The organism is Streptomyces hypolithicus (assembly GCF_052934925.1).
Window position 1 is genome coordinate 5,369,535 of the sequence record NZ_CM128811.1, and the last position, 23,706, is coordinate 5,393,240.

22 protein-coding genes and 1 tRNA gene are annotated in these 23,706 nt (G+C 70.3%); 19 read left to right on the forward strand and 4 right to left on the reverse strand.

Going from position 1 to position 23,706, the window contains the following annotated elements; all coding sequences use genetic code 11:
- Positions 1–78: 78 nt before the first annotated feature.
- Positions 79–150, forward strand: a tRNA-Val gene (locus ACU6WZ_RS25310).
- Positions 151–212: 62 nt separating this feature from the next.
- Here ACU6WZ_RS25310 and ACU6WZ_RS25315 read toward each other — a convergent pair.
- On the reverse strand, positions 213–938 hold the full coding sequence (locus ACU6WZ_RS25315; protein ID WP_447030499.1) for a 3'-5' exonuclease: 726 nt from the start codon (positions 936–938) through the stop codon (positions 213–215).
- Positions 939–1,189: 251 nt separating this feature from the next.
- Here ACU6WZ_RS25315 and ACU6WZ_RS25320 point away from each other — a divergent pair, with 251 nt between their 5' ends.
- From ACU6WZ_RS25320 to thrS, 3 genes are all read left to right on the forward strand, one after another.
- Positions 1,190–1,756: a DUF4365 domain-containing protein gene (locus ACU6WZ_RS25320; protein ID WP_447030500.1), complete on the forward strand. Its 567-nt coding sequence runs from the start codon at positions 1,190–1,192 to the stop codon at positions 1,754–1,756.
- On the forward strand, positions 1,756–2,976 hold the full coding sequence (locus ACU6WZ_RS25325; protein WP_447030501.1) for a hypothetical protein: 1,221 nt from the start codon (positions 1,756–1,758) through the stop codon (positions 2,974–2,976). The genes ACU6WZ_RS25320 and ACU6WZ_RS25325 overlap by 1 nt, the downstream gene beginning before the upstream one ends.
- A gap of 89 nt (positions 2,977–3,065) precedes the next feature.
- Positions 3,066–5,042, forward strand: coding sequence for a threonine--tRNA ligase (gene thrS, locus ACU6WZ_RS25330; protein ID WP_447030502.1), 1,977 nt, complete (start codon positions 3,066–3,068; stop codon positions 5,040–5,042).
- 99 nt (positions 5,043–5,141) lie between these two features.
- Here the strand turns inward: thrS and ACU6WZ_RS25335 are convergent, their stop codons facing one another.
- Positions 5,142–5,801: a potassium channel family protein gene (locus ACU6WZ_RS25335; protein ID WP_447030503.1), complete on the reverse strand. Its 660-nt coding sequence runs from the start codon at positions 5,799–5,801 to the stop codon at positions 5,142–5,144.
- A gap of 66 nt (positions 5,802–5,867) precedes the next feature.
- Here ACU6WZ_RS25335 and ACU6WZ_RS25340 point away from each other — a divergent pair, with 66 nt between their 5' ends.
- Positions 5,868–6,428 (forward strand): HIT family protein, encoded by a 561-nt coding sequence (locus ACU6WZ_RS25340; protein WP_447030504.1) that lies wholly within the window; start codon positions 5,868–5,870, stop codon positions 6,426–6,428.
- A gap of 34 nt (positions 6,429–6,462) precedes the next feature.
- On the opposite strand, the gene ACU6WZ_RS25345 is transcribed toward ACU6WZ_RS25340, so the two are convergent.
- Together ACU6WZ_RS25345 and ACU6WZ_RS25350 are read right to left on the reverse strand one after the other, a co-directional pair.
- Complete coding sequence (locus ACU6WZ_RS25345) at positions 6,463–8,118, reverse strand: AbeC-like domain-containing protein (RefSeq protein WP_447030505.1); 1,656 nt, start codon at positions 8,116–8,118, stop codon at positions 6,463–6,465.
- A 183-nt stretch (positions 8,119–8,301) separates the two neighbouring features.
- Positions 8,302–10,497, reverse strand: coding sequence for an elongation factor G-like protein EF-G2 (locus ACU6WZ_RS25350; RefSeq protein ID WP_447030506.1), 2,196 nt, complete (start codon positions 10,495–10,497; stop codon positions 8,302–8,304).
- A gap of 305 nt (positions 10,498–10,802) precedes the next feature.
- Between ACU6WZ_RS25350 and pgsA the strand changes: the two genes are divergently transcribed.
- The 14 genes from pgsA to ACU6WZ_RS25420 all read left to right on the forward strand — a co-directional run bounded on the left by pgsA (position 10,803) and on the right by ACU6WZ_RS25420 (position 23,639).
- On the forward strand, positions 10,803–11,462 hold the full coding sequence (gene pgsA, locus ACU6WZ_RS25355; RefSeq protein ID WP_447034240.1) for a phosphatidylinositol phosphate synthase: 660 nt from the start codon (positions 10,803–10,805) through the stop codon (positions 11,460–11,462).
- Complete coding sequence (locus ACU6WZ_RS25360; protein ID WP_447030507.1) at positions 11,459–12,367, forward strand: phosphatidylinositol mannoside acyltransferase; 909 nt, start codon at positions 11,459–11,461, stop codon at positions 12,365–12,367. The genes pgsA and ACU6WZ_RS25360 overlap by 4 nt, the downstream gene beginning before the upstream one ends.
- The gene (locus tag ACU6WZ_RS25365) at positions 12,364–13,524 is read left to right on the forward strand and encodes a glycosyltransferase family 4 protein (protein ID WP_447030508.1); all 1,161 of its coding nucleotides are present in this window, start codon (positions 12,364–12,366) and stop codon (positions 13,522–13,524) included. Before ACU6WZ_RS25360 ends, ACU6WZ_RS25365 begins: the two co-directional genes overlap by 4 nt.
- A gap of 465 nt (positions 13,525–13,989) precedes the next feature.
- Positions 13,990–14,538, forward strand: a complete 549-nt coding sequence (locus ACU6WZ_RS25370; RefSeq protein WP_447030509.1) for a hypothetical protein — start codon at positions 13,990–13,992, stop codon at positions 14,536–14,538.
- A gap of 158 nt (positions 14,539–14,696) precedes the next feature.
- Positions 14,697–15,545, forward strand: a complete 849-nt coding sequence (pdxS, locus tag ACU6WZ_RS25375) for a pyridoxal 5'-phosphate synthase lyase subunit PdxS (RefSeq protein WP_447034242.1) — start codon at positions 14,697–14,699, stop codon at positions 15,543–15,545.
- A 4-nt stretch (positions 15,546–15,549) separates the two neighbouring features.
- On the forward strand, positions 15,550–16,140 hold the full coding sequence (pdxT, locus tag ACU6WZ_RS25380) for a pyridoxal 5'-phosphate synthase glutaminase subunit PdxT (protein ID WP_447030510.1): 591 nt from the start codon (positions 15,550–15,552) through the stop codon (positions 16,138–16,140).
- Between the two features lie 62 nt (positions 16,141–16,202).
- Positions 16,203–16,955 (forward strand): YebC/PmpR family DNA-binding transcriptional regulator, encoded by a 753-nt coding sequence (locus ACU6WZ_RS25385; RefSeq protein ID WP_447030511.1) that lies wholly within the window; start codon positions 16,203–16,205, stop codon positions 16,953–16,955.
- A 161-nt stretch (positions 16,956–17,116) separates the two neighbouring features.
- The gene (ruvC, locus tag ACU6WZ_RS25390) at positions 17,117–17,662 is read left to right on the forward strand and encodes a crossover junction endodeoxyribonuclease RuvC (RefSeq protein ID WP_447034244.1); all 546 of its coding nucleotides are present in this window, start codon (positions 17,117–17,119) and stop codon (positions 17,660–17,662) included.
- A complete protein-coding gene (gene ruvA, locus ACU6WZ_RS25395; RefSeq protein WP_447030512.1) occupies positions 17,659–18,291 on the forward strand; it encodes a Holliday junction branch migration protein RuvA in 633 nt (210 codons plus the stop codon). Before ruvC ends, ruvA begins: the two co-directional genes overlap by 4 nt.
- Positions 18,292–18,307: 16 nt before the next feature.
- Positions 18,308–19,375: a Holliday junction branch migration DNA helicase RuvB gene (gene ruvB / locus ACU6WZ_RS25400; protein ID WP_447030513.1), complete on the forward strand. Its 1,068-nt coding sequence runs from the start codon at positions 18,308–18,310 to the stop codon at positions 19,373–19,375.
- A 164-nt stretch (positions 19,376–19,539) separates the two neighbouring features.
- The gene (gene yajC, locus ACU6WZ_RS25405) at positions 19,540–20,037 is read left to right on the forward strand and encodes a preprotein translocase subunit YajC (RefSeq protein ID WP_447030514.1); all 498 of its coding nucleotides are present in this window, start codon (positions 19,540–19,542) and stop codon (positions 20,035–20,037) included.
- Between the two features lie 143 nt (positions 20,038–20,180).
- A complete protein-coding gene (secD, locus tag ACU6WZ_RS25410; protein WP_447030515.1) occupies positions 20,181–21,956 on the forward strand; it encodes a protein translocase subunit SecD in 1,776 nt (591 codons plus the stop codon).
- Between the two features lies 1 nt (position 21,957).
- Positions 21,958–23,094 (forward strand): protein translocase subunit SecF, encoded by a 1,137-nt coding sequence (gene secF, locus ACU6WZ_RS25415; protein WP_447030516.1) that lies wholly within the window; start codon positions 21,958–21,960, stop codon positions 23,092–23,094.
- Positions 23,094–23,639: an adenine phosphoribosyltransferase gene (locus ACU6WZ_RS25420; protein ID WP_447030517.1), complete on the forward strand. Its 546-nt coding sequence runs from the start codon at positions 23,094–23,096 to the stop codon at positions 23,637–23,639. The genes secF and ACU6WZ_RS25420 overlap by 1 nt, the downstream gene beginning before the upstream one ends.
- Positions 23,640–23,706: the final 67 nt, after the last annotated feature.

Here is a 23,706-nt window from a genome sequence, read left to right on the forward strand (position 1 = left end):
ACGCCCCGGTCCGCCGTCGCCCCCGGCGGTGCGTGGTTTGAACGAACCGCGCGGGGCTGTATGGTTCAGTCCGTTCCCGGGCGATTAGCTCAGTGGGAGAGCGCTTCGTTCACACCGAAGAGGTCACTGGTTCGAAACCAGTATCGCCCACCGGGAAGGCCGGTCCGCCGCAGACGGACCGGCTTTTTTCATGCCCTCGGCATGAGGCCCTGTCAGGCGGCGGCACGCAGCTCGGGGCGCAGCGGCCACGCCGGATTGACCGCCTCCGGCGTCCCGTTGCGGGCGAACCACGCCTGGAGGCCCCGCGCCTGCGCCGCGTGCCACACCGCCTGGAGGGTGTGCAGTTCGGCCGGGGAGAGCCGGTCCAGACGCCCTGCGAATCGCCTGCCCACCGCGCGTACGAGCTCCAGCGACGCCGTCGCGTCGGCCGCCGCGTCATGGGCGCCGTCCAGCTCCACCTCGTAGTGCGCGCAGAGGTCGGTGAGGGTGCGGCGGCCCTTGCGGTACCGGTCCAGGTGCTTGTCCAGTACGCGCGGATCCAGCACGCACAGCGGACGGCTGTCCAGATAGCGTGCCAGCGAAGACGCCCGGTGCCGTTTCAGTTCGCGGTCCAGCAGGGTCAGGTCGAAAGGTGCGTTCATCACCACCAACGGCCGCCGCGCGATGGTCTGCTCGGCGAGCGCCTTTGCTATCTCCTCCATGACGGGCGAGGGCCAGCGGCCGTTGCACTGGAGGTGTTCGTCCGTCAGCCCATGTATCTCGGTCGCCCCGGCGGGCACCGCGATCCCCGGATTGACCAGCCAGCGCGTCACCCGCGCCCGAGCCGCCGGGGTGTCCTGCACGACCAGGGCGGCGGAGACGATGCGGTCCTCCTCCACATCCACGCCCGTCGTCTCGGTGTCGAACGCGGCCAGAGGTCCCTCATACCAGCACGTCATGTCCGAACTCCTTCTGCTGCCTTGGCAGATGGCGTGCGTCCCCCTGCCCGAAACGGTGATACCCGGGTCGTTTGTTCGGTACGCCGCTGTTTGCGGCCGAGGCGGAGCGGAAACAACACAGGTGACGGAGCGCGCAGTTGACGGTTCGTCGCGGCCGAAATGGTCGCACCGCATGAATCACCACCGCACGAATCACCACCGCACGAATCAGCACAGCATGATCGGCACAGCCCGGAAGGCACACGTCAGCCATGGCGCTCACGCAGCCCGAACCGGGCGGGCTGCTGCCCGAGCGGATCCCACCGCTGCGCGGCGGACTCGCCACCACCGCCTGCATGGAGACTCTTCAGGTGGGCTACCTCCACGCGGTCGCGGCTGCCGCTGGATGCTCTCTGTCTCAGCCGTTCCCGGACAACGGCATCGACTGGCACGTGAGCCACAGCGCTCCCGGGCACACCGTCGACGACGAAGTCACCATCAAGGTGCAGCTCAAGTGCACGTACCAGATCCCGCCCCGCCCGCCGGGGGCCTCCTTCTCCTTCACACTCGACAACCCGCATCTGGAGAAGCTCGCCCGCAGCCCGGTCTCGGTGCACAAGATCCTGGTCGTGATGCTTGTACCGCGGACCCAGGACGACTGGCTGCGCGCCGGCCACGACAGCCTCGACCTGCGGCACTGCTGCTACTGGACCAACCTGGCCGGACACCCGGTGACGGGCAGGCGCAGGACCACCGTGCGGATCCCGACCTCGCGGATATTCGACGACCGGGCGTTGTGCGAGATCATGACCCGGGTCGGTGTGGGAGGGAGACCCTGATGCACCACCGGCCGATCGACGAGCCAATGCGACCACACCCGACGGACGTTCCGGGTATCTGGGACGCCGGCGGGGGCCCCGACCCGGCCCACGTCGACCCCGCGGTGCTCGGCGTGCTGCTCCACCGGCACGGCTGGCGGCGCCACGGCGGAGCGGCCGGCCGGTACGCGCGCTGGACGCCGCCCGGGCCCTCCGGCGCCGGTACGAGCCTGCTCGTACCGGAGAGCAGGGCGTTCCCGGACAGCGATGACCTGCTCGGCGAGGCCCTGACCGCCCTCGCCCGTTGTCCGGCGCCGTCCGCCCGCGAGGTGCTCGTCTCGCTGGTCGTACCCAGCGACGAGATCCGCTGGTGGCGCGACGTACCCGACGGCCCGTCCGGCACCGCCCCGTGGCCCGCGCAGGACAAGCTGCGCTCCGCCGCGCGCCAGATGCTGCTGGCCGCGGCGCTCGCCGCCCGCGGGCGCGCCGGCTACTACGGCGCGCGGCACCGGCGGCAGGCGCAGGCATCACTGGAGGGCGTGCTGGTGGGGCCCCTCCCCGGGGGGCGCGCGCTGACCGCGTTCGTGCCGGTGGAGGGCGGCCGCGAGGCGGTGGTACGCCTGCACCACGCGCTGCACGCCGCCCGCGAGGCAGCCGACTACCAGCGGGCCACCGGCGGCATGGAGGCCTTCGACGCCGCCGTCGAGGCGGGCGTCAGCCGCGAGCTGACGGACGCCGTGATCGCGCTGGTGCACGGCTCCGAGGGCGCCCGCGTCGGACTGGAGTGGTCACCGGCCGCGGGCGTTCCCTCGGGATGCGCGGCCCACCCCGAGGCGGTGGAGTTCTCCCCTGGCGACCTGCCGGCGCTGCGGGAAGCGGCCGCCCGCTACCTCCTCGACGAGCCGTCCGTCGCGGTACGGGTCACGGGTGCGGTGGTACGCATGCGGCGCTCGGGGCCACGCGGGCCCGGTACGGTCCGGCTGCGCGTCCTGGCGGGCGCCGAGGTGGCGCACATACGGATGGTGCTCGACGAGGAGGCGTACCGGATCGCCGGGCACGCCCACCTGGTCGGCCTGCCGATCAGGGTGCACGGGCAGCTGGAGAGCCGGGGCGGCTTCCGACGGCTGACCGGGGCGAACAGCGTGGTGCCGGTGCAGGTGGACGACGCGGAGCGGGACCGGCTCATGAAGTCGCTGCAGGAGAACTTGGACTTCTTCGAGGAGGCGTGCGGCGGCGACTAACCGTTTCGCGATGTGACCCCGGGGCTCGGTACGATTCCTCGTGCACGTGCACCAGGAATGCCGTGCTTCCCTTCAGTCAGGAGTGACCGGTGTCAGACGTCCGTGTGTTCATCCAACGCGATTCCGAGCGGGAAGAGCGCGTGGTGACCACGGGCACTACGGCGGCCGAGCTCTTCCCCGGCGAGCGCACCGTCGTGGCCGCGCGCGTGGCCGGTGAGCTGAAGGACCTGGCGTATGTCCTCGCCGACGGCGAGGAGGTCGAGCCGGTCGAGATGTCCTCCGAGGACGGCCTGAACATCCTGCGCCACTCCGCCGCGCACGTCATGGCACAGGCCGTGCAGCAGCTCTTCCCCGACGCCAAGCTCGGTATCGGCCCGCCGGTCAAGGACGGCTTCTACTACGACTTCGACGTCGAGAGGCCGTTCACCCCCGAGGACCTCAAGGCCATCGAGAAGCGGATGCAGGAGATCCAGAAGCGCGGGCAGCGCTTCTCCCGCCGCGTTGTCACCGACGAGGCCGCGCGCGAGGAGCTGGCGGACGAGCCGTACAAGCTGGAGCTCATCGGCATCAAGGGTTCCGCGTCCTCCGACGACGGCGCGAGTGTCGAGGTGGGCGGCGGCGAGCTGACCATCTACGACAACCTCGACGCCAAGACCGGCGACCTGTGCTGGAAGGACCTCTGCCGTGGTCCGCACCTGCCGACCACCCGGAACATCCCGGCGTTCAAGCTGATGCGGAATGCTTCCGCGTACTGGCGGGGCAGCGAGAAGAACAAGCAGCTGCAGCGCATCTACGGCACCGCGTGGCCGTCGAAGGACGAGCTGAAGGCGCACCTGGAGTTCCTCGCCGAGGCCGAGAAGCGCGACCACCGCCGGCTCGGCAACGAGCTCGACCTCTTCTCGATCCCGGAGCAGATCGGCTCGGGCCTCGCGGTCTTCCACCCCAAGGGCGGCATCATCCGCCGGGTGATGGAGGACTACTCGCGCCGCCGGCACGAGGAGGAGGGGTACGAGTTCGTCTACACCCCGCACGCCACCAAGGGGAAGCTCTTCGAGACCTCCGGGCACCTGGACTGGTACGCCGACGGCATGTACCCGCCCATGCAGCTCGACGAGGGCACGGACTACTACCTGAAGCCCATGAACTGCCCGATGCACAACCTGATCTTCGATGCGCGGGGCCGGTCCTACCGTGAACTGCCGCTGCGTCTCTTCGAGTTCGGGACCGTGTACCGGTACGAGAAGTCGGGTGTCGTGCACGGCCTGACCCGTGCCCGCGGCTTCACCCAGGACGACGCGCACATCTACTGCACCAAGGAGCAGATGGCGGAGGAGCTCGACAGGACGCTCACCTTCGTCCTCGGGCTGCTGCGTGACTACGGTCTGACCGACTTCTACCTGGAGCTGTCCACCAAAGACCCGGAGAAGTTCGTCGGCTCCGACGAGATCTGGGAAGAGGCCACCGAGACCCTGCGCCAGGTCGCCGAGAAGCAGGGCCTCCCGCTGGTCCCGGACCCGGGCGGCGCCGCGTTCTACGGCCCGAAGATCTCGGTCCAGTGCAAAGACGCGATTGGCCGAACCTGGCAGATGTCGACCGTGCAGCTTGACTTCAACCTGCCGGAGCGTTTCGACCTGGAGTACACCGGCCCGGACGGAACCAAGCAGCGCCCGGTCATGATCCACCGTGCGCTGTTCGGCAGCATTGAGCGCTTCTTCGCGGTGCTCCTGGAGCACTACGCGGGCGCCTTCCCGGCGTGGCTGGCCCCCGTCCAGGCGGTGGGCATCCCGATCGGTGACGCCCACATCCCGTACCTCCAGGAATTCGCCGCGGAGGCGAAGAAGAAGGGGCTGCGGGTCGAGGTGGATGCGTCCTCGGACCGGATGCAGAAGAAAATCAGGACCCAGCAGAAGCAGAAAGTCCCGTTCATGATCATCGTTGGTGACGAGGACATGAGCGCCGGCACTGTCTCGTTCCGCTACCGGGACGGCTCGCAGGAGAACGGCGTGCCGCGTGACCAGGCGCTGGCGAAACTCGTTGACGTGGTGGAGCGTCGCGTCCAGGTGTGAGGCCTGTTCCCCGCATAAGCGGGGGTGTACCGATGCGGAAGCACAGAAGCAAAAGGTGCCCTGCTCCCCGCGCAAGCGGGGGTCGGCCCCCGGGGAGCATCAGCTCCCCGGGGGCTTTTCGTCCTCCCGCGCGAACTTCTGGATCAGCCAGGATGAGAACGAGCCCGTCACCGCGCCCAGCAGCGCCAGCCCGCATCCCATCAGGCCCACCGCGATCACCCGCCCACGCCAGGTCACCGGCGTCACATCGCCGTACCCCACCGTCGCCAGCGTCGAGCAGGTCCACCACACGGAGTCCCCGAAGGTACGGATCGTGGCGCCGGGAGCCGCGTGTTCCTGCTGGTAGACCGCGAGGGCGCCCGCGAAGCCCAGCAGCAGTGCCGTCAGGCCGGCGTACGTGATCACGCGTGCGTGCAGGGTCAGCCGGGGCCGGCCCTGTCTGCGCTGCACCGCCGCGTAGACCTGCACCACCCGCAGCGGGCGCAGCAGCGGCAGCAGCAGGACCAGGGTGTCCAGCCAGTGCGTACGGACGAAGCCCAGTCGCCGTCCGGTCAGCCGCCACCGCACCAGATAGTCCGCGCCGAAGGCCGCCCAGGTGAGTGCGGTCACCGCCACGCACACGTCCCGCCAGCTCTGCGGCAGACCGTGGGCCAGCACCCGGACCGCGTACGAGGCGAGGAAGAGCAGCGACGCGACGGCGAGCGGGAGCTGGCTCCGCCGCTCCCAGCGGCGCAGCGGACTGTCCTGATCAGCGCACATTGCCCCAGCATGGCCGGGCCTTCGCGGGACGCGCCCCGGCGACACGTCCGGCGGGGGGCAAGTCATATGCTGCACACCATGACGATTGAGCCGGAGCAGCAGATCGGAGTCGGGACGCCGGACGCGTTCCAGCGCCTGTGGACACCCCACCGGATGGCGTACATCCAGGGTGAGAACAAGCCGACCGGTCCGGGCGCGGAGGACGGCTGTCCTTTCTGTTCGATTCCGGCGAAGTCCGACGAGGACGGGCTCGTCATCGCGCGCGGCGAGCAGGTGTACGCGGTGCTGAATCTGTACCCGTACAACGGCGGGCACCTCATGGTCGTCCCCTACCGGCACGTCGCCGACTACACGGACCTGGACGCCGCCGAGACCGCCGAGCTCGCCGTCTTCACCAAACGTGCGATGACGGCGCTGCGCACGGCGTCCGGGGCGCAGGGGTTCAACATCGGGATGAACCAGGGCGCGGTCGCGGGGGCGGGGATCGCCGCGCATCTGCATCAGCACCTGGTGCCCCGCTGGGGCGGGGACACCAACTTCATGCCGGTCGTGGGGCACACCAAGGTGCTGCCGCAGCTGCTGGGGGACACCCGCAAGATGCTTGCCGACGTCTGGCCGACCGCCTGATCCGTCGTACACCCCCTACGCGTCGTGCAGCCCCCTACGCGTCGTACAGGTCGGCCTGCCTCGGTGCCGGGTCCTGAATCAGGCCGCTGACGATCAGGGACCGGTTCGTGAAGCGCTCCGTGTCGACGCCGTGGTCGTCGAGCACACGGATCGCCGCCGCGTGCACCACGCGCAGTACGGGTGTGGCGGCGCGCATCGCGTCGTCGGCCATGAAGCGGTGCCGCCAGGGCTTGTCGGCCCAGGCGTGCCGCAGACCGAACGGTTCGGGCAGCACGAGCTTGCCGCCGAAGTAGTCCAGGACCGGCGGGAACCAGGTCATGGGGGCCCGTACGGCCAGGCGCACCACCTCGTTGGCGTCGACGAGCGGCAGGTTCTTGTCGACGGTCTCCCAGAACTTGAAGGCCTTGCCGACCGTCACCGTCTTGGGCTGCGGCTTGGTGGTGAAGAGGGAGTGGACCGGCCCCAGGGCATGGCCGGTCACCTCAATGCGCAGGGTCTCGTGCAGCACGGTGACGGTGATCAGCATGGTGATGATCAGCTGACCGTCCCACAGGGTGAACTGCACGCCCAGATAGTGGCGGTTTCCGGCGCCGAACTGCTGCTCGTTGCAGATGCGCTGTATCTCGTGGCCCTTGATCTGGAAGGCGTCCACGTCCTGGCCCTCGGGCCTGGTCACCTCCGCCGCGTTCTCTCCGACCGGGGCGACGATCCAGTGCCGCACGGACGGCTTGGGGAAACCACCGGTGTGCAGCGGGCCGCGCTCCAGCATGCGCAGCTGGTCGTGGATGGACCGTATGACGTCCCAGCTGCGGAACCCGTGGATCTCCTTGCCGGAATCCTTCGGGATCAGCTCCTCGGCGAGCTGCCAGCTGCCCCAGCGGGTGCCCATGCCCAGTATTCCCTTGGGGCCCGCGTAGAAGACCGCGTTGCTGTGCTGCTCGGCCGTGAGTCGGGCGAGCGACTGGCGCAGCTGCTCGGCCGCCGACTCGTTGGGGTCGCGCGGAACCGCCTCGGGGACCTTGGCGCCCACGCCGCCGCCCGCCAGCAGACTCTCCCAGCGGGTCCGCATGTCCCTGGCGGTGGCCTCACTGATCCTCTTGGCCCACAGCCAGCCGATGATCGGGGCGACGAGCATCGCCCGCAGGTAAACGGCCCAGAAGCCGCCGAACGGCAGCATGATCACCGCGATCACCGCGATCCCGGCGAGGGCGACCAGGGCCGTCGTCGCCAGCGCGCTCGTCCGCTTGTTCTGGGCGCCCGCGAGCGTACGCCGGAGCTGGAACAGGCCCAGCCAGATCAGCATCCCCGGCAGGAAGACCAGGCCGAACAGGGTCATGACGCCGGTGAGTCTGGTGTCCCGCTCCTTGCGGATACGGGTCGCTGCGAGGCAGTGTTCGACGACGGTCTGCGGCTCGGTGCCGAAGGACTGGATGAGCGCCTTGCGGCCGCCGCCGAGCAAGCGCACCTGCACGGCGCGGGAGAACGCCTCGCCCAGGTTCGGCTCCAGCAGGGAGAACTTGCCCTTCTTCACCTCGGACTTGTGCCACTCGCTGTTGGCGTCGAGCAGCTGGACCACCGGGCTGTCGCGGTACGCTGCCGACGCGAGCGCCTGCGTCGCCGCGGTCTGCCCGGCGGAACCCTGGAGCGGAACCTGCGCCCCTGGTGAGAAGTCGAATCCGTTGTCCGCCACTGCTGCCCCCCATCGCCGCACGAGATCCGCCCGTGCGGCCCTTTCCCTGCCGGCCCGCCCCGCACACCTGCGGGGCTGCCCCAGCGTATCCAGGTGTCCAGGGGGATCACTGCCCGTTGAGGCGCAGCGAAATGCCGTCCGCGACCACACACTTGGGGCACGGCGCCGCCAACTCTGCTTCCATCAGGCGCTTTCGCGGACCTTTCCCGCGAGTTGCGGTGGCATCGGCTCATGGCGGGCGTACGAACGGCTGAACCGTCCGGTGCCGTGTGAGACCGACCTGAGGTCGACGGCGTACCGCCCGATCTCGATCTCGGGGACTTCGGCCCGCACCACCGTGCGCCCCTGCCCGGCCTGTTCCGTCCCGACGACCCGGCCCCGCCGTCCCGACAGATCGCTCATCACCGGCCCGACATAGTGGTCCGGCACCAGCACCACCACCTCGGCGACCGGCTCCAGCAGAAGAATCGTCGCCTCGGCGGCCGCCTCGCGCATCGCCAGTGCGCCGGCCGTCTGGAACGCGGCGTCGGACGAGTCGACGGAGTGCGCCTTCCCGTCGAGCAGCGTGACGCGTACGTCCACCAGCGGGTAGCCGGCGGCGACCCCGCGCCCGGCCTGCGCGCGTACGCCCTCCTCCACCGACCCGACGAACTGGCGTGGTACCGCGCCTCCCACCACCTTGTCGACGAACTCGATGCCGCTCCCCGGCGGCAGCGGCTCCACCTCGATCTCACAGATCGCGTACTGGCCGTGGCCACCGGACTGCTTCACGTGCCGGCCCCGGCCCGCCGCCCTCGCGCCGAACGTCTCGCGCAGCGCCACTTTGTGGGCCACTACGTCCACCTGTACGCCGTACCGGCTGCGCAGGCGCTCCAGTGCCACGTCGCGATGCGCCTCGCCCAGACACCACAGCACCAGCTGACGGGTGTCCCGGTTCTGCTCCAGACGCATCGTCGGGTCCTCTGCGACCAGCCGCGAAAGCCCCTGCGCGAGCTTGTCCTCGTCCGCCTTGCTGTGCGCCCGGATCGCCAGCGGCAGCAACGGGTCCGGCATCGTCCAGGGCTCCATCAGCAGCGGATCGTCCTTGGCCGACAGGGTGTCGCCGGTCTCGGCGTGCATCAGCTTCGCGACGCACGCGATGTCGCCCGCGATGCACTGCGCGAGGATGCGCTGCTGCTTGCCGAACGGGGACGACAGGGCGCCGATCCGCTCGTCCAGCTCGTGCAGCTCCAGCACGTCGCGCCCCCGGTTCTTCAGGCCGTGCCCCGACACATGCACCGTCTCGTCGGGCCGCAGCGTGCCGGAGAACACCCGCACCAGGCTGACCCGTCCGACGTACGGATCGGACGCCGTCTTGACCACCTCGGCGACCAGCGGCCCCGCCGGATCACAGGTGATCGCCGGTCGCGGCCCGCCGTCCGGCGTGGTGACGGCCGGCGCTTCGCGCTCGCCCGGCGTCGGGAATCCGCCCGTGATCAGCTCCAGCAGCTCGATGGTGCCGATGCCCTGCCGGGCGCCCTCGCCGGCCGGCGCGGCGGCGAGCACCGGATGGAACGTCCCGCGCGCGACAGCCCGCTCCAGGTCGTCGACGAGGGTCTTGACGTCGATCTCCTCGCCTCCCAGATAGCGGTCCATGAGGGTCTCGTCCTCGCTCTCGGCGATGATCCCCTCGATCAGCCGGTCGCGGGCCGCCGCCATCCTCGGCAGCTGCTCGCCCTGCGGGGCGCGCTCCCGCCGCTCACCGGATCCATAGTCGAAGATCCGCTGCGACAGCAGGCCGACGAGCCCCTCGACCTGGGCGTGCCCATCGCTTCCCTGGGGCCCGTACAACGGCAGATACAGCGGCAGCACGGCGTCCGGGTCGTCACCGCCGAAGGCCTGCGCGCACAGGCGGGTCATGCCGTCGAAGTCGGACCTGGCCGCCTCCAGGTGCGTGAGGACGATCGCCCGCGGCATACCGACCGCCGCGCACTCCTCCCACAGCATCCGCGTCGCGCCGTCCACGCCGTCCGACGCCGAGACGACGAACAGGGCCGCGTCCGCCGCCCGCAGACCGGCCCGCAGCTCGCCGACGAAATCGGCGTAACCGGGAGTGTCAAGCAGATTGATCTTCACGCCGTCCCAGGCCACGGGGACCAGGGCCAGCTGCACCGAGCGGTGCTGGCGGTGTTCGATCTCGTCGTAGTCGGAGACAGTCGCACCGTCCTCGACGCGGCCCGCCCGGTTGAGCGCTCCCGACGCCAGTGCGAGGGCCTCGGCCAGGGTGGTCTTTCCCGATCCGCTGTGGCCGACCAGCACAACGTTCCTGACGGACGAGGGCCGGTCGGCCGTGAGCGCCCTGCCGGCGGCTCCGGGGTGTGCGTGTGTCTTGGCTCCCATGATCCGTGCCTCCCAGGTAGAGGAGAGAGAGGGGCCGTACGCAGTGAAGGAGTGGCGGCGCGGACGCAGGGGAGTCGCAGTGGCGAGGCGGCACCGGTGTCGCCCGCGGTCATTCGAGCTTTCCACTCACGTCACGGCGCGTCCATACGTCGTACCGCACCGGCAGGGCCGACGGGCGGGCGGCGGGCACCGCACGCACCCGTGGGCTCTGCCGGTGCCCCGGCACAGCGAGGGCCCCGCCCTGGCTACGATGGGCCAGCCGGTGGCCACAAGGGGCCATGCGGCCACCGACCGTCGGGAAGGCCATGCTGAACAAGTACGCGCGTGCATTCTTTACGCGTGTCCTCACACCGTTCGCCTCGTTCTTGCTCCGCTGTGGGGTGAGCCCGGACGCGGTGACGCTCATCGGTACGGCCGGAGTGATGGCGGGAGCGCTGGTCTTCTTCCCCCGGGGAGAGTTCTTCTGGGGCACGATCGTCATCACCCTGTTCGTCTTCTCCGACCTCGTCGACGGCAACATGGCGCGCCAGGCGGGGGTCTCCAGCCGCTGGGGCGCCTTCCTCGACTCGACGCTCGACCGGGTCGCCGACTCGGCGATCTTCGCCGGCATTGCCCTCTGGTACGCCGGCGGCGGCAACGACAACGTGCTGTGCGCGGTCGCCATCTTCTGCCTCGCCAGCGGCCAGGTCGTCTCCTACACCAAGGCGCGCGGCGAATCCATCGGTCTGCCCGTCGCGGTCAACGGCCTGGTGGAGCGCGCCGAACGGCTCGTCATCACGCTCGTGGCCGCCGGCCTCGCAGGTCTGCACAAGTTCGGGGTGCCCGGCATCGACGTACTGCTGCCCGTCGCCCTGTGGATCGTCGCCGCAGGCAGCCTGGTGACGCTCGGGCAGCGCGTCGTGACCGTGCGCCGCGAATCGGCCGAGGCGGACGCCGCCGCGCCCGGGACCGAGGCGGCCTCATGAGCGGCGCCCAGGACCGGCTGACCGACGCGCTCTACGGACTCGGCTGGGGAACCGTCAAGAAGCTCCCCGAGCCGGTGTCCGTCGCCCTCGGCCGCACGCTCGCCGACACGGTGTGGAAGCGGCGCGGCAAGAGCGTGCTGCGACTGGAGTCCAACCTCGCCCGGGTGGTCCCGGACGCGTCCCCCGAGCGGCTCGCCGCGCTGTCCAAAGCCGGCATGCGCTCGTACATGCGCTACTGGATGGAGTCCTTCCGGCTCCCCACGTGGAGCCCGGCGCGGATCGCGTCCGGCGTCCGCATCCACGACTCCGACCGCATCACCGACGCACTGGCCGCGGGGCGCGGCGTCGTTGTCGCGCTCCCGCACCTCGGCAACTGGGACCTCGCCGGCGCCTGGGGCACCACCCAGCTCGGCGTTCCCTTCACCACTGTCGCCGAGCGGCTCAAGCCGGAGTCGCTGTACGACCGGTTCGTCGCCTACCGTGAGAGCCTCGGTATGGAGGTCCTGCCGCACTCGGGCGGCTCCGCCTTCGGGACCCTGGCGCGACGGCTGCGCAACGGCGGCCTCGTATGCCTGGTCGCCGACCGCGATCTGTCCGCCTCCGGCACCGAGGTGAAATTCTTCGGCGCCACCGCGCGGATGCCCGCCGGGCCCGCGCTGCTCGCCCAGCAGACCGGGGCGCTGCTGCTTCCGGTGACCCTCTGGTACGAGGGCCCCGTCATGCACGGCCGGGTCCACGCACCCGTCGACGTACCTGAGACCGGCACGCGGCCCGAGAAGACGGCGGCCATGACGCAGGCGATGGCCGACGCCTTCGCCACCGGCATCGCCGACCACCCCGAGGACTGGCACATGCTGCAACGACTATGGCTCGACGACCTGGAGCTGCGGCAGGAGTCCCCGTGAAGATCGGCATCGTCTGCCCCTACTCGTGGGACGTGCCAGGGGGCGTTCAGTTCCACATCCGCGACCTCGCGGAGCACCTGATCGGGCTCGGCCACGACGTCTCGGTCCTGGCACCCGCCGACGACGAGACGCCGCTGCCGCCGTACGTCGTGTCCGCGGGGCGGGCGGTTCCCGTCCCTTACAACGGTTCCGTCGCGCGGCTCAACTTCGGGTTCCTGTCCGCCGCGCGGGTCCGCCGGTGGCTGCACGACGCCGCGTTCGACGTGATCCACATCCACGAGCCGACCTCGCCGTCGCTCGGGCTGCTCACCTGCTGGGCCGCGCAGGGGCCCATCGTCGCCACCTTCCACACCTCCAACCCGAAGTCGCGGGCGATGATCGCGGCCTACCCGATCCTGCAGCCCGCGCTGGAGAAGATCAGCGCGCGCATCGCGGTCAGCGAGTACGCGCGGCGCACCCTGGTCGAACACCTCGGCGGGGACGCGGTCGTCATCCCCAACGGCGTCGACGTCGACTTCTTCGCCAAGGCCGAGCCCAGGCCCGACTGGCAGGGGCAGACCATCGGCTTCATCGGCCGCATCGACGAGCCGCGCAAGGGCCTGCCCGTCCTGATGCGGGCCCTGCCGAAGATCCTGGCCGACCGGCCGGGTACGCGGCTGCTCGTCGCGGGGCGCGGCGACGAGGACGAGGCGGTGGCCTCTCTCCCCGAGGGGATGCGGGGGCGGGTCGAGTTCCTCGGCATGGTCAGCGACGAGGACAAGGCGCGGCTGCTGCGCAGCGTCGACCTGTACGTCGCCCCGAACACCGGCGGCGAGAGCTTCGGCATCGTCCTGGTCGAGGCGATGTCGGCGGGCGCGGCCGTGTTGGCCAGCGACCTGGACGCGTTCGCGCAGGTGCTGGACCAGGGGGCGGCGGGCGAGCTCTTCGCCAACGAGGACGCGGACGCGCTGGCCTCGGCGGCGGTCCGGCTGCTGGCGGCCCCGGAGCGGCTGGCGGAGCTGCGGGAGCGAGGGGCGGCGCATGTGCGGCGCTTCGACTGGTCGACGGTGGCGGCGGACATCCTGTCGGTGTACGAGACGGTGACGGACGGGGCGGCGTCCGTCGACACCGACGAACGCACGGGACTACGAGCACGGTTCGGCCTGGCCCGCGACTGACCGGGGTTTGGTACCGGCCCGGTGTGGCCATCAGGTGTGGGATTCCTACGGGAGGGGGACTGCCGCCCTCCGCCATTCGCGCACACGCCACCCCGCGGTACCAGTGCTCACTGGCGAGTTGCACCCCTCCCCGGGCAGCTCCGTGGCCCGCACGTGTCCACCGGCGTGAGGGGGTGGGGCGCTTAAGGGGGTGGTGTTCGGGACGTAGAGCGTGATTTGTGGGCTCGGCGTGGCCGTCATATTCCATGCCCCCGAGTCGCGCCTTACGGCCCGGCCCCTATCGCGCACCGGGCCGCAAATCATGCAGTCCCGAATGCCGCCCCCGTAGCGGCCCGCCCCCGGCACCCCCACCGGCTCCGGCCGCACCCACGCCGCGCCCGACACCCCCACCGCACCCCCACCGGCCCCACCGCCCCGCAGCCGGCCGCCCAAGGCCAAGGCCGGCCCCCGGTAGCCTTGGCGTTCGTGACCGCAACCCTCATCTGGATCGTCGTCGCCCTCCTAGCGATCGGGCTGTACCTCAGCTGGACCGCCGGCCGGCTCGACCGACTGCACGCCCGTATCGACGCCTCCCGCGCCGCGCTCGACGCCCAGTTGCTGCGTCGCGCCTCGGTCACCCAGGAACTGGCCACCTCCAACGTCCTCGACCCCGCCGCCTCCATCGTGCTGTACCAGGCCGCGCACGCCGCCCGTCAGGCCGAGGAGGACCACCGCGAGGTCGCCGAGAGCGAGCTCAGCCAGGCGCTGCGGGCCGTCTTCGGGGAGGTGGCGCAGGTGGACGCCGTGAAGGAGGCGCCAGGCGGCGAGGACGCCGCCGGCGAGCTCGCGGCGGCCGTACGCCGCGTCCCGATGGCCCGGCGCTTCCACAACGACTCGGTACGAGCGGCCCGCGCCCTGCGCCGCCACCGCAAGGTCCGCTGGTTCCGGCTGGCCGGCCACGCCCCGTTCCCGCTCGCGTTCGAGATGGACGACTCACCCCCGGTAGCCCTGGCGGACCGACCCGGTAGCCAGTAAAACGATCCACCGGCTACCCATTGGCCCTTGCAGTGGACTGGTCGTGGAGGGTTCCCTCAGTGAGGCAAGAGCCTTCTTTCACCGAGTGAGGTCCATCCGTGTCCAGCACCCACACCCCCCAGGCCCCCGAGACCGGCACCGCCCGCGTGAAGCGCGGCATGGCCGAGCAGCTCAAGGGCGGCGTCATCATGGACGTCGTCAACGCGGAGCAGGCGAAGATCGCCGAGGACGCCGGCGCCGTGGCGGTCATGGCGCTGGAGCGCGTGCCCGCCGACATCCGCAAGGACGGCGGCGTGGCCCGGATGTCCGACCCGAACATGATCGAAGAGATCATCGAGGCCGTGTCCATCCCCGTCATGGCCAAGTCCCGCATCGGCCACTTCGTCGAGGCCCAGGTGCTCCAGTCCCTCGGCGTCGACTACATCGACGAGTCCGAGGTCCTGACCCCGGCCGACGAGGTCAACCACTCGGACAAGTGGGCGTTCACCACCCCGTTCGTGTGCGGCGCCACCAACCTGGGTGAGGCCCTGCGCCGCATCGCCGAGGGCGCGGCCATGATCCGCTCGAAGGGCGAGGCCGGCACCGGCAACGTCGTCGAGGCCGTGCGTCACCTGCGCCAGATCAAGAACGAGATCGCCCGGCTGCGTGGCTACGACAACAACGAGCTGTACGCCGCCGCCAAGGAGCTGCGCGCCCCGTACGAGATCGTCAAGGAGGTCGCCGAGCTCGGCAAGCTGCCGGTGGTCCTGTTCTCCGCCGGCGGCGTCGCCACCCCCGCCGACGCCGCGCTGATGCGCCAGCTCGGCGCCGAGGGTGTCTTCGTCGGCTCCGGCATCTTCAAGTCCGGCGACCCCGCCGCGCGCGCCGCCGCGATTGTGAAGGCCACCACCTTCTACGACGACCCGAAGATCATCGCGGACGCCTCCCGCAACCTGGGCGAGGCCATGGTGGGCATCAACTGCGACACCCTCCCCGAGTCCGAGCGCTACGCCAACCGCGGCTGGTAATTCGATGAGCAATCCTGTGATCGGAGTCCTGGCGCTCCAGGGCGACGTACGGGAGCACCTGGTCGCCCTGGCCGTGGCCGACGCCACGGCCAGGCCGGTCCGGCGCCCCGAGGAGCTCGCCGAGGTCGACGGCCTGGTCATCCCCGGTGGCGAGTCCACCACGATGTCCAAGCTGGCCGAGCTGTTCGGCATGCTGGAGCCCCTGCGCGAGTACATCAAGGGCGGTATGCCCGTGTACGGGACCTGTGCCGGCCTGATCATGCTGGCCGACAAGATCCTGGACCCGCGTTCCGGCCAGGAGACGCTCGGCGGCATCGACATGATCGTGCGCCGCAACGCGTTCGGACGGCAGAACGAGTCGTTCGAGGCCGCGGTCGCGGTCCAGGGCGTCGAGGGCGGCCCGGTCGAGGGCGTCTTCATCCGCGCACCGTGGGTGGAGTCGGTCGGCGCTCAGGTCGAGGTGCTCGCCGAGCACGGTGGCCACATCGTCGCCGTGCGCCAGGGCAACGTCCTCGCCACGTCGTTCCACCCGGAACTGACCGGCGACCACCGTGTGCACGAGCTGTTTACCGCCATGGTGCGCGCCGTACGCTGAGGGGATCCCGGTAGGATCTCTGCCGAACGCAGCAGTATTGGTGACGCGAAGGAGACAGGCGGATGTCCGGCCACTCTAAATGGGCTACGACGAAGCACAAGAAGGCCGTGATCGATGCCAAGCGCGGCAAGCTCTTCGCGAAGCTGATCAAGAACATCGAGGTCGCGGCCCGCACCGGCGGCGTCGACCCCGAAGGCAACCCGACGCTCGTCGACGCCGTGCAGAAGGCGAAGAAGAGCTCCGTCCCCAACAAGAACATCGACTCCGCGGTCAAGCGCGGCGGCGGTCTTGAGGCGGGCGGCGTCGACTACCAGACGATCATGTACGAAGGGTACGGCCCGAACGGTGTCGCGGTACTCATCGAGTGCCTCACCGACAACCGCAACCGCGCCGCTTCCGACGTGCGTGTCGCCATGACCCGCAACGGCGGCTCGATGGCCGACCCAGGGTCGGTCTCGTACCTGTTCAACCGCAAGGGCGTGGTGATCGTCCCGAAGGGCGAGCTGTCCGAGGACACCGTCCTGGACGCCGTCCTGGAGGCCGGCGCCGAGGAGGTCAACGACCTCGGTGAGTCCTTCGAGGTCATGAGCGAGGCCACCGACCTGGTCGCGGTCCGCACCGCGCTCCAGGCGGCCGGTATCGACTACGACTCGGCGGACGCCAACTTCGTGCCGACCATGCAGGTCGAGCTCGACGAGGAAGGCGCCCGGAAGATCTTCAAGCTCATCGACGCGCTGGAGGACAGCGACGACGTGCAGAACGTCTTCGCCAACTTCGACGTCTCGGACGAGGTCATGGAGAAGGTCGACGCCTGAGGTCATGCCTGACGGCTGATCAGCACGGCGGCAGTGCGTTGCACGCGCGGACGGGCCGACGGGACACGCTCCCGCCGGCCCGTCCGCGCGTTGTCAGTGGCAGCCGTTAACCTGCAGGAACGCAGGGACACATGGCCGAAAGCGTGAGGGGAGGGGGCGCGATGCGGGTGTTGGGCGTGGACCCCGGGCTGACCCGGTGCGGCGTCGGCGTCGTCGAAGGTGTCGCCGGCCGTCCCCTCAAGATGATCGCCGTGGGCGTCGTACGTACGGCGGCGGACGCCGAACTGGGGGAGCGGCTCGTCGCCATCGAGCGCGGCATCGAGCAGTGGCTCGACGAACACCGGCCCGAATGCGTCGCCGTGGAGCGGGTGTTCAGCCAGCACAACGTGCGTACGGTCATGGGCACAGCGCAGGCCAGCGCGGTCGCCATGCTCTGCGCCGCCCGCCGCGGACTGCCTGTCGCCCTGCACACGCCGAGCGAGGTGAAAGCGGCGGTCACCGGCAGCGGCCGCGCGGACAAGGATCAGGTCGGCGCGATGGTCACCCGGCTGCTCCGGCTCGACGCCCCGCCCAAGCCCGCCGACGCGGCGGACGCCCTCGCGCTCGCCATCTGCCACATCTGGCGTGCCCCCGCACTCAACCGGCTTCAGCAGGCGCACGCAGCGGCCCGCCCGCCCCGCATCCCCGTACGGAAGGTCACCCGATGATCGCGTTCGTCAGCGGCCCGGTCGCCGCACTCGCCCCGGCCACCGCGGTCATCGAGGTCGGCGGTGTCGGCATGGCCGTCCAGTGCACGCCGAACACGCTGTCCACCCTGCGGATGGGCCAGGACGCGAAGCTCGCCACCTCCCTGGTCGTACGCGAGGACTCGCTGACCCTGTACGGCTTCGCCGACGACGACGAGCGTCAGGTCTTCGAGCTGCTCCAGACCGCCAGCGGCGTGGGCCCCCGGCTCGCGCAGGCCATGCTGGCCGTGCACGCGCCGGACGCCCTGCGCCTCGCGGTGTCGACAGGTGATGAGAAGGCGCTCATGGCCGTCCCCGGCATCGGCAAGAAGGGCGCCCAGAAGCTCCTCCTGGAGCTCAAGGACCGGCTCGGAGAACCGCTGGGCACCGGGGCGCACGTGGGCGCCCAGCGCGCCGCCGCATCCGGACCCGCCCCGTGGAGCGAGCAGCTGCAGGCCGCGCTGATCGGCCTCGGGTACGCCCCGCGCGAGGCGGACGAGGCCGTGGCGGCGGTGGCGCCGCAGGCCGAGGAGGCCCTGGCCCGGGGCAGTAGGCCCCCGGTGCCCCAGCTGTTGCGCGCCGCGCTCCAGACCCTCAACCGCGCCCGCTGATTCGAGAGATCCGTAAATGAACTGGGACGAGACCGGACCCGACACCGACCAGCGGCTGGTCGACTCCGGCGCCGACGGTGAGGACCAGGCCGTAGAGGCCGCGCTGCGCCCCAAGGATCTCGACGAATTTGTCGGCCAGGAGAAGGTCCGCGAGCAGCTCGACCTGGTCCTGCGGGCGGCCCGCGCACGCGGCGCCACCGCCGACCACGTCCTGCTCTCGGGCGCCCCCGGCCTGGGCAAGACCACCCTGTCGATGATCATCGCGGCCGAGATGAACGCCCCGATCCGCATCACCTCCGGCCCCGCCATCCAGCACGCCGGCGACCTCGCGGCGATCCTCTCCTCGCTCCACGAAGGTGAGGTGCTCTTCCTCGACGAGATCCACCGCATGTCCCGCCCGGCCGAGGAAATGCTCTACATGGCCATGGAGGACTTCCGCGTCGACGTCATCGTCGGCAAGGGCCCCGGCGCCACCGCCATCCCGCTCGAACTCCCCCCGTTCACCCTCGTCGGCGCCACCACCCGGGCCGGCCTGCTGCCGCCCCCGCTGCGCGACCGCTTCGGCTTCACCGGCCACATGGAGTTCTACGAGCCCGCCGAGCTGGAGCGGGTCATCCACCGCTCCGCCCGCCTCCTCGACCTCGAGATCGACGTCGAGGGCGCCGCCGAGATCGCCGGACGCTCCCGCGGGACGCCCCGGATCGCCAACCGGCTGCTGCGCCGCGTCCGTGACTACGCCCAGGTCAAGGCCGACGGCGTGATCGTCCGCGACATTGCCGCCGCCGCCCTGAAGGTGTATGAGGTTGACGCCCGGGGCCTCGACCGCCTCGACCGGGCCGTGCTCGGCGCGCTGCTCAAGCTGTTTGGCGGCGGCCCCGTGGGGCTGTCCACGCTGGCCGTGGCCGTGGGGGAGGAGCGGGAGACCGTCGAAGAGGTGGCCGAGCCCTTCCTCGTACGGGAGGGCCTGCTGGCCCGTACCCCCAGGGGCCGGGTGGCCACGCCCGCCGCTTGGGCCCACCTGGGGCTCGTACCGCCGCAGCAGGGCCCTGGCACCAGCGGACAACAGGGCCTGTTCAGGGCGTGACGGCGCGCAGGTTCGCCCGGCCAGGAACCACGGTGCGATGCTGGGCGTTGTTCCATTGATGCGGACTCGCTTAGACTCCGCCGATGCCGCCCCTATCAGCGGCGTGCCCACCCCCGTAGATCAGGCCGCTCCCCGGCGCGGTCGTGCGAAGGAATTTTCGTCCCGTGAATATCGGCTTCCTCCTCCCCTTCATCGTGCTCATCGGGGCCATGTTCCTGATGACCCGCTCCGCCAAGAAGAAGCAGCAGGCAGCTGCGCAGATGCGCAACGAAATGCAGCCCGGCACCGGCGTCCGGACGATCGGGGGCATGTACGCCACCGTCAAGGAAGTCCACGACGACACGGTCCTCCTTGAGGTCGCGCCGGGCGTGCACGCTGTCTACGCGAAGAACTCCGTCGGCGCCGTCCTCGACGACGAGGAGTACAACCGCATCGTCCACGGCGAGAGCCACCCCGACGCCGACACCCCGGTCGTCCCGGACGACGCCTCCTCGCTGACGACCTCCGACGACGAGGTGGCGCACATCGACCTCGGCAAGAAGCCGGAAAAGGGCGTCCACCTCGACAAGGACGACCAGGACGAGAAGGCCGACACGGCGGCGGACGCGGCCACCGACGAGCCCAAGGACAAGAAGTCCGACGGCGAGGGCGACGTGAAGTAGTCACGCAGGGGGACCGCGGCGCGCCCACCGGCGTACCCCGGTCCCCGGATCGTGCCGACTTCCGCGGGGCTGGGCCCCACATACTTCGTGGCCGCCCCGGCGCTCACCCGGCGCAGGGCGGTTGGACAGGGAGAAACGAGAAGGTGGCAGCACCGAAGAAGGGCCGCAGGCCCGCGGGGGCTCCGGGGAGGCCGGGGCGCGCCCTGGCTCTGATCCTGATCGCCATGGTCGCGCTCACGGGCGGAATGTTCTGGTCCGGTGAGCTCACGCCGCGCCTGGGCATCGACCTCGCCGGCGGTACGAGCATCACGCTGAAGGCGAAGAGCGAGCCCGGCAAGCCGAACGCGATCAACAAGACCAACATGGAGACGGCGGTCGGCATCATCGACCGCCGCGTCAATGGTCTGGGTGTCTCCGAGGCCGAGGTTCAGACCCAGGGCGAAGAGAACATCATCGTCAACATCCCCAAGGGGACGAACGAGAAGCAGGCCCGCGAGCAGGTCGGCACCACCGCTCAGCTCTACTTCCGGCCCGTGCTGACGCTCGCCGCCGGCGCCCCTACGCCCGAGCCGTCCGGCACCCCGTCCCCGAGCGCCTCGCCCGACGGCAAGGACAAGAAGGACGACAAGGCCACCCCGAGCGCATCGGCGCCGTCCGCCGGCGCCACCACGCAGGGCCGCGCCGTGACGGACGCGCTCAAGAAGGACGCGACGCCGTCCCCCTCGGGCAGCCCGTCCAAGAGCCCGGAGAAGCCCGCCGAGAGCGGCGAGCCGTCGGCCCCCCCATCGACGGACCCCGCGGCGGATCCCGCGACGGCCGCGCTCCAGAAGCGCTTCACCGAGCTCGACTGCACCAACAAGACCGACCGCGTCAACGCCGGCCAGGGCGTCAAGCCCGAGGATCCGATGGTCGCCTGCGGCAAGAACAACGCGGACCAGTGGGAGAAGTACATCCTGGGTCCCGCCGCGGTGAACGGCAAGGACGTCGACGACGCCAGCTCCGTCCTGGACACGCAGGGTGGTGGCGGGTGGAAGGTCAACATGGAGTTCACCAGCGGTGGCTCCAAGAAGTTCCAGGAAATCACCAGCAAGCTCTCCCAGCAGCAGCCCCCGCAGAACCAGTTCGCCATCGTCCTCGACGGCGAAGTGGTATCGGCTCCCTCCGTCAACCAGACGCTGAGCGCCAACGCCGAGATCTCCGGCAGCTTCACCCAGGAGTCCTCCGAGGAGCTCGCCAACGTCCTGTCGTACGGCGCGCTGCCGCTCTCCTTCTCTGAGGAGACCGTCACCACCGTCACCTCGGCCGTCGGCGGGGAGCAGCTCAAGGCCGGTCTGATCGCCGGTGCGATCGGGCTCGCCCTGGTCATCGTCTACCTGGTCGCCTACTACCGCGGCCTGGCCTTCGTCGCCATCGTCAGCCTCCTGGTGTCGGCGATCCTGACGTACACGATCATGACGCTGCTCGGCCCCGGTATCGGCTTCGCGCTCAACCTGCCCGCGGTGTGTGGTGCGATCGTTGCGATCGGCATCACGGCGGACTCGTTCATCGTGTACTTCGAACGCATCCGCGACGAGATCCGCGAGGGCCGTACGCTGCGGCCGGCCGTCGAGCGCGCCTGGCCGCGTGCCCGGCGCACCATCATGGTCTCCGACTTCGTCTCCTTCCTGGCCGCCGCTGTGCTCTTCGTGGTGACCGTCGGCAAGGTGCAGGGCTTCGCGTTCACGCTGGGCCTGACCACTGTCCTCGATGTGGTCGTGGTGTTCCTCTTCACCAAGCCGCTGATGACACTGCTGGCGCGCACGAAGTTCTTCGGCCAGGGCCACCCGTGGTCCGGGCTTGACCCGAAGCGGCTCGGCGTACAGCCGCCGCTGCGCCGTACCCGTCGCGCCTCCGCCCCCATCGACCCGAAGGAGGCCTGAGATGTCCCGACTCGGCAGTCTCGGCGCCCGCCTCTACCGCGGTGAGGTCGGTTACGACTTCGTCGGCAACCGGAAGATCTGGTACGGCCTCTCGATCCTGATCACCATCACGGCCATCGTCGGCCTCGCGGTGCGCGGTCTGGTCATGGGCATCGAGTTCGAGGGCGGCGCGGTCTTCACCACGCCCAAGACGGACGTGTCCGTTGCCCAGGTCCAGGAGGACGCCGAGAAGGTGTCCGGGCACGAGGCGATCGTCCAGGAGCTCGGCAACGGCGGGATGCGGGTCCAGATCAGCGGTCTGGACACCTCGACGGCGGGCCCGGTCAAGGACGAACTCGCCCAGGACCTGAACGTCGCCGCCGACGAGATCACCTCGGAGCTGGTCGGCCCCAGCTGGGGTGAGCAGATCGCCAACAAGGCCTGGACCGGACTCGCGGTCTTCATGATCCTTGTGGTCATCTACCTCGCCATCGCTTTCGAGTGGCGCATGGCCGTCGCCGCCCTCATCGCCCTGATCCACGACCTGACGATCACCGTCGGTGTGTACGCACTGGTCGGCTTCGAGGTCACCCCGGGCACCGTGATCGGTCTGTTGACGATCCTCGGTTACTCCCTCTACGACACCGTCGTCGTCTTCGACGGTCTCAAGGAGGGGTCGAAGGACATCACGAAGCAGAGCCGCTGGACGTACAGCGAGATCGCCAACCGCAGCCTCAACGGAACCCTGGTGCGTTCCATCAACACCACCGTCGTCGCGCTGCTGCCGGTGGCGGGCCTGCTGTTCATCGGTGGCGGTGTGCTCGGCGCGGGCATGCTCAACGACATCTCGCTCTCGCTGTTCGTCGGCCTCGCCGCCGGTGCGTACTCGTCGATCTTCATCGCCACGCCGCTCGTCGCCGACCTGAAGGAACGCGACCCGCAGATGAAGGCGCTGAAGAAGCGGGTGCTCGCCAAGCGGGCAGCCGCCGCCAAGGGCGAGTCCCCGGACGACTACGACCGCTCCGAGCCGCAGGACCGACCCGCTAACAGCGCTGACAATGCCGCCAGCGCTGACAACGCCGCCCCCGCCGGCGCGGTCGTGGGCCGGCCCCGGGGCGGCCACAGCGGCGGCCGTGGCAAGCCGTCCGGGAAGCGGTGATGACGCTCATGAGCACCCGCGAGCTGCTGCTCAGCCGCATCCGCGACGTACCGGACTATCCGAAGCCGGGAGTGATGTTCAAGGACATCACCCCGCTGCTGGCCGACCCCGAGGCGTTCACGGCCCTGACGGACGCCTTTGCGGAGCTCTGCGTACGGCACGGCGCCACGAAGGTCGTCGGTCTTGAGGCGCGCGGCTTCATCCTGGCCGCTCCGGTCGCGATCCGTGCCGGCCTCGGGTTCATCCCCGTACGCAAGGCGGGGAAGCTGCCGGGAGCCACGCTGAGCCAGGCGTACGAGCTGGAGTACGGCACCGCCGAGATCGAGATCCACGCCGAGGACCTGGCCGCCGAGGACCGCGTCATGGTCATCGACGACGTCCTGGCCACCGGCGGCACCGCCGAGGCCTCGCTGGAGCTGATCCGGCGGGCCGGTGCGCAGGTCGCCGGGGTGGCGGTACTCATGGAACTCGGATTCCTGGACGGCAGGGGCCGCATCGAACTGGCCCTCAAGGGCGCCCCGCTGGAGGCCCTGATCACGGTCTGACCGGCGCAGCTGTACGTGACAGGCGGGTCCCGAAGGAATTGCGGGGCCCGCCTTTCGCGTTGCCCCA

What these genes read in the sequence shown, in the direction of transcription:
- ACU6WZ_RS25315 (WP_447030499.1), bottom strand. Translation starts at nt 938, where the DNA reads ATGACGTGCTGGTATGAGGGACCTCTGGCCGCGTTCGACACCGAGACG.
- ACU6WZ_RS25320 (WP_447030500.1), top strand. Translation starts at nt 1,190, where the DNA reads ATGGCGCTCACGCAGCCCGAACCGGGCGGGCTGCTGCCCGAGCGGATC.
- ACU6WZ_RS25325 (WP_447030501.1), top strand. Translation starts at nt 1,756, where the DNA reads ATGCACCACCGGCCGATCGACGAGCCAATGCGACCACACCCGACGGAC.
- ACU6WZ_RS25335 (WP_447030503.1), bottom strand. Translation starts at nt 5,801, where the DNA reads ATGTGCGCTGATCAGGACAGTCCGCTGCGCCGCTGGGAGCGGCGGAGC.
- ACU6WZ_RS25340 (WP_447030504.1), top strand. Translation starts at nt 5,868, where the DNA reads ATGCTGCACACCATGACGATTGAGCCGGAGCAGCAGATCGGAGTCGGG.
- ACU6WZ_RS25350 (WP_447030506.1), bottom strand. Translation starts at nt 10,497, where the DNA reads ATGGGAGCCAAGACACACGCACACCCCGGAGCCGCCGGCAGGGCGCTC.
- pgsA (WP_447034240.1), top strand. Translation starts at nt 10,803, where the DNA reads ATGCTGAACAAGTACGCGCGTGCATTCTTTACGCGTGTCCTCACACCG.
- ACU6WZ_RS25360 (WP_447030507.1), top strand. Translation starts at nt 11,459, where the DNA reads ATGAGCGGCGCCCAGGACCGGCTGACCGACGCGCTCTACGGACTCGGC.
- pdxS (WP_447034242.1), top strand. Translation starts at nt 14,697, where the DNA reads ATGGCCGAGCAGCTCAAGGGCGGCGTCATCATGGACGTCGTCAACGCG.
- pdxT (WP_447030510.1), top strand. Translation starts at nt 15,550, where the DNA reads ATGAGCAATCCTGTGATCGGAGTCCTGGCGCTCCAGGGCGACGTACGG.
- ACU6WZ_RS25385 (WP_447030511.1), top strand. Translation starts at nt 16,203, where the DNA reads ATGTCCGGCCACTCTAAATGGGCTACGACGAAGCACAAGAAGGCCGTG.
- ruvC (WP_447034244.1), top strand. Translation starts at nt 17,117, where the DNA reads ATGCGGGTGTTGGGCGTGGACCCCGGGCTGACCCGGTGCGGCGTCGGC.
- ruvA (WP_447030512.1), top strand. Translation starts at nt 17,659, where the DNA reads ATGATCGCGTTCGTCAGCGGCCCGGTCGCCGCACTCGCCCCGGCCACC.
- ruvB (WP_447030513.1), top strand. Translation starts at nt 18,308, where the DNA reads ATGAACTGGGACGAGACCGGACCCGACACCGACCAGCGGCTGGTCGAC.
- secF (WP_447030516.1), top strand. Translation starts at nt 21,958, where the DNA reads ATGTCCCGACTCGGCAGTCTCGGCGCCCGCCTCTACCGCGGTGAGGTC.
- ACU6WZ_RS25420 (WP_447030517.1), top strand. Translation starts at nt 23,094, where the DNA reads ATGACGCTCATGAGCACCCGCGAGCTGCTGCTCAGCCGCATCCGCGAC.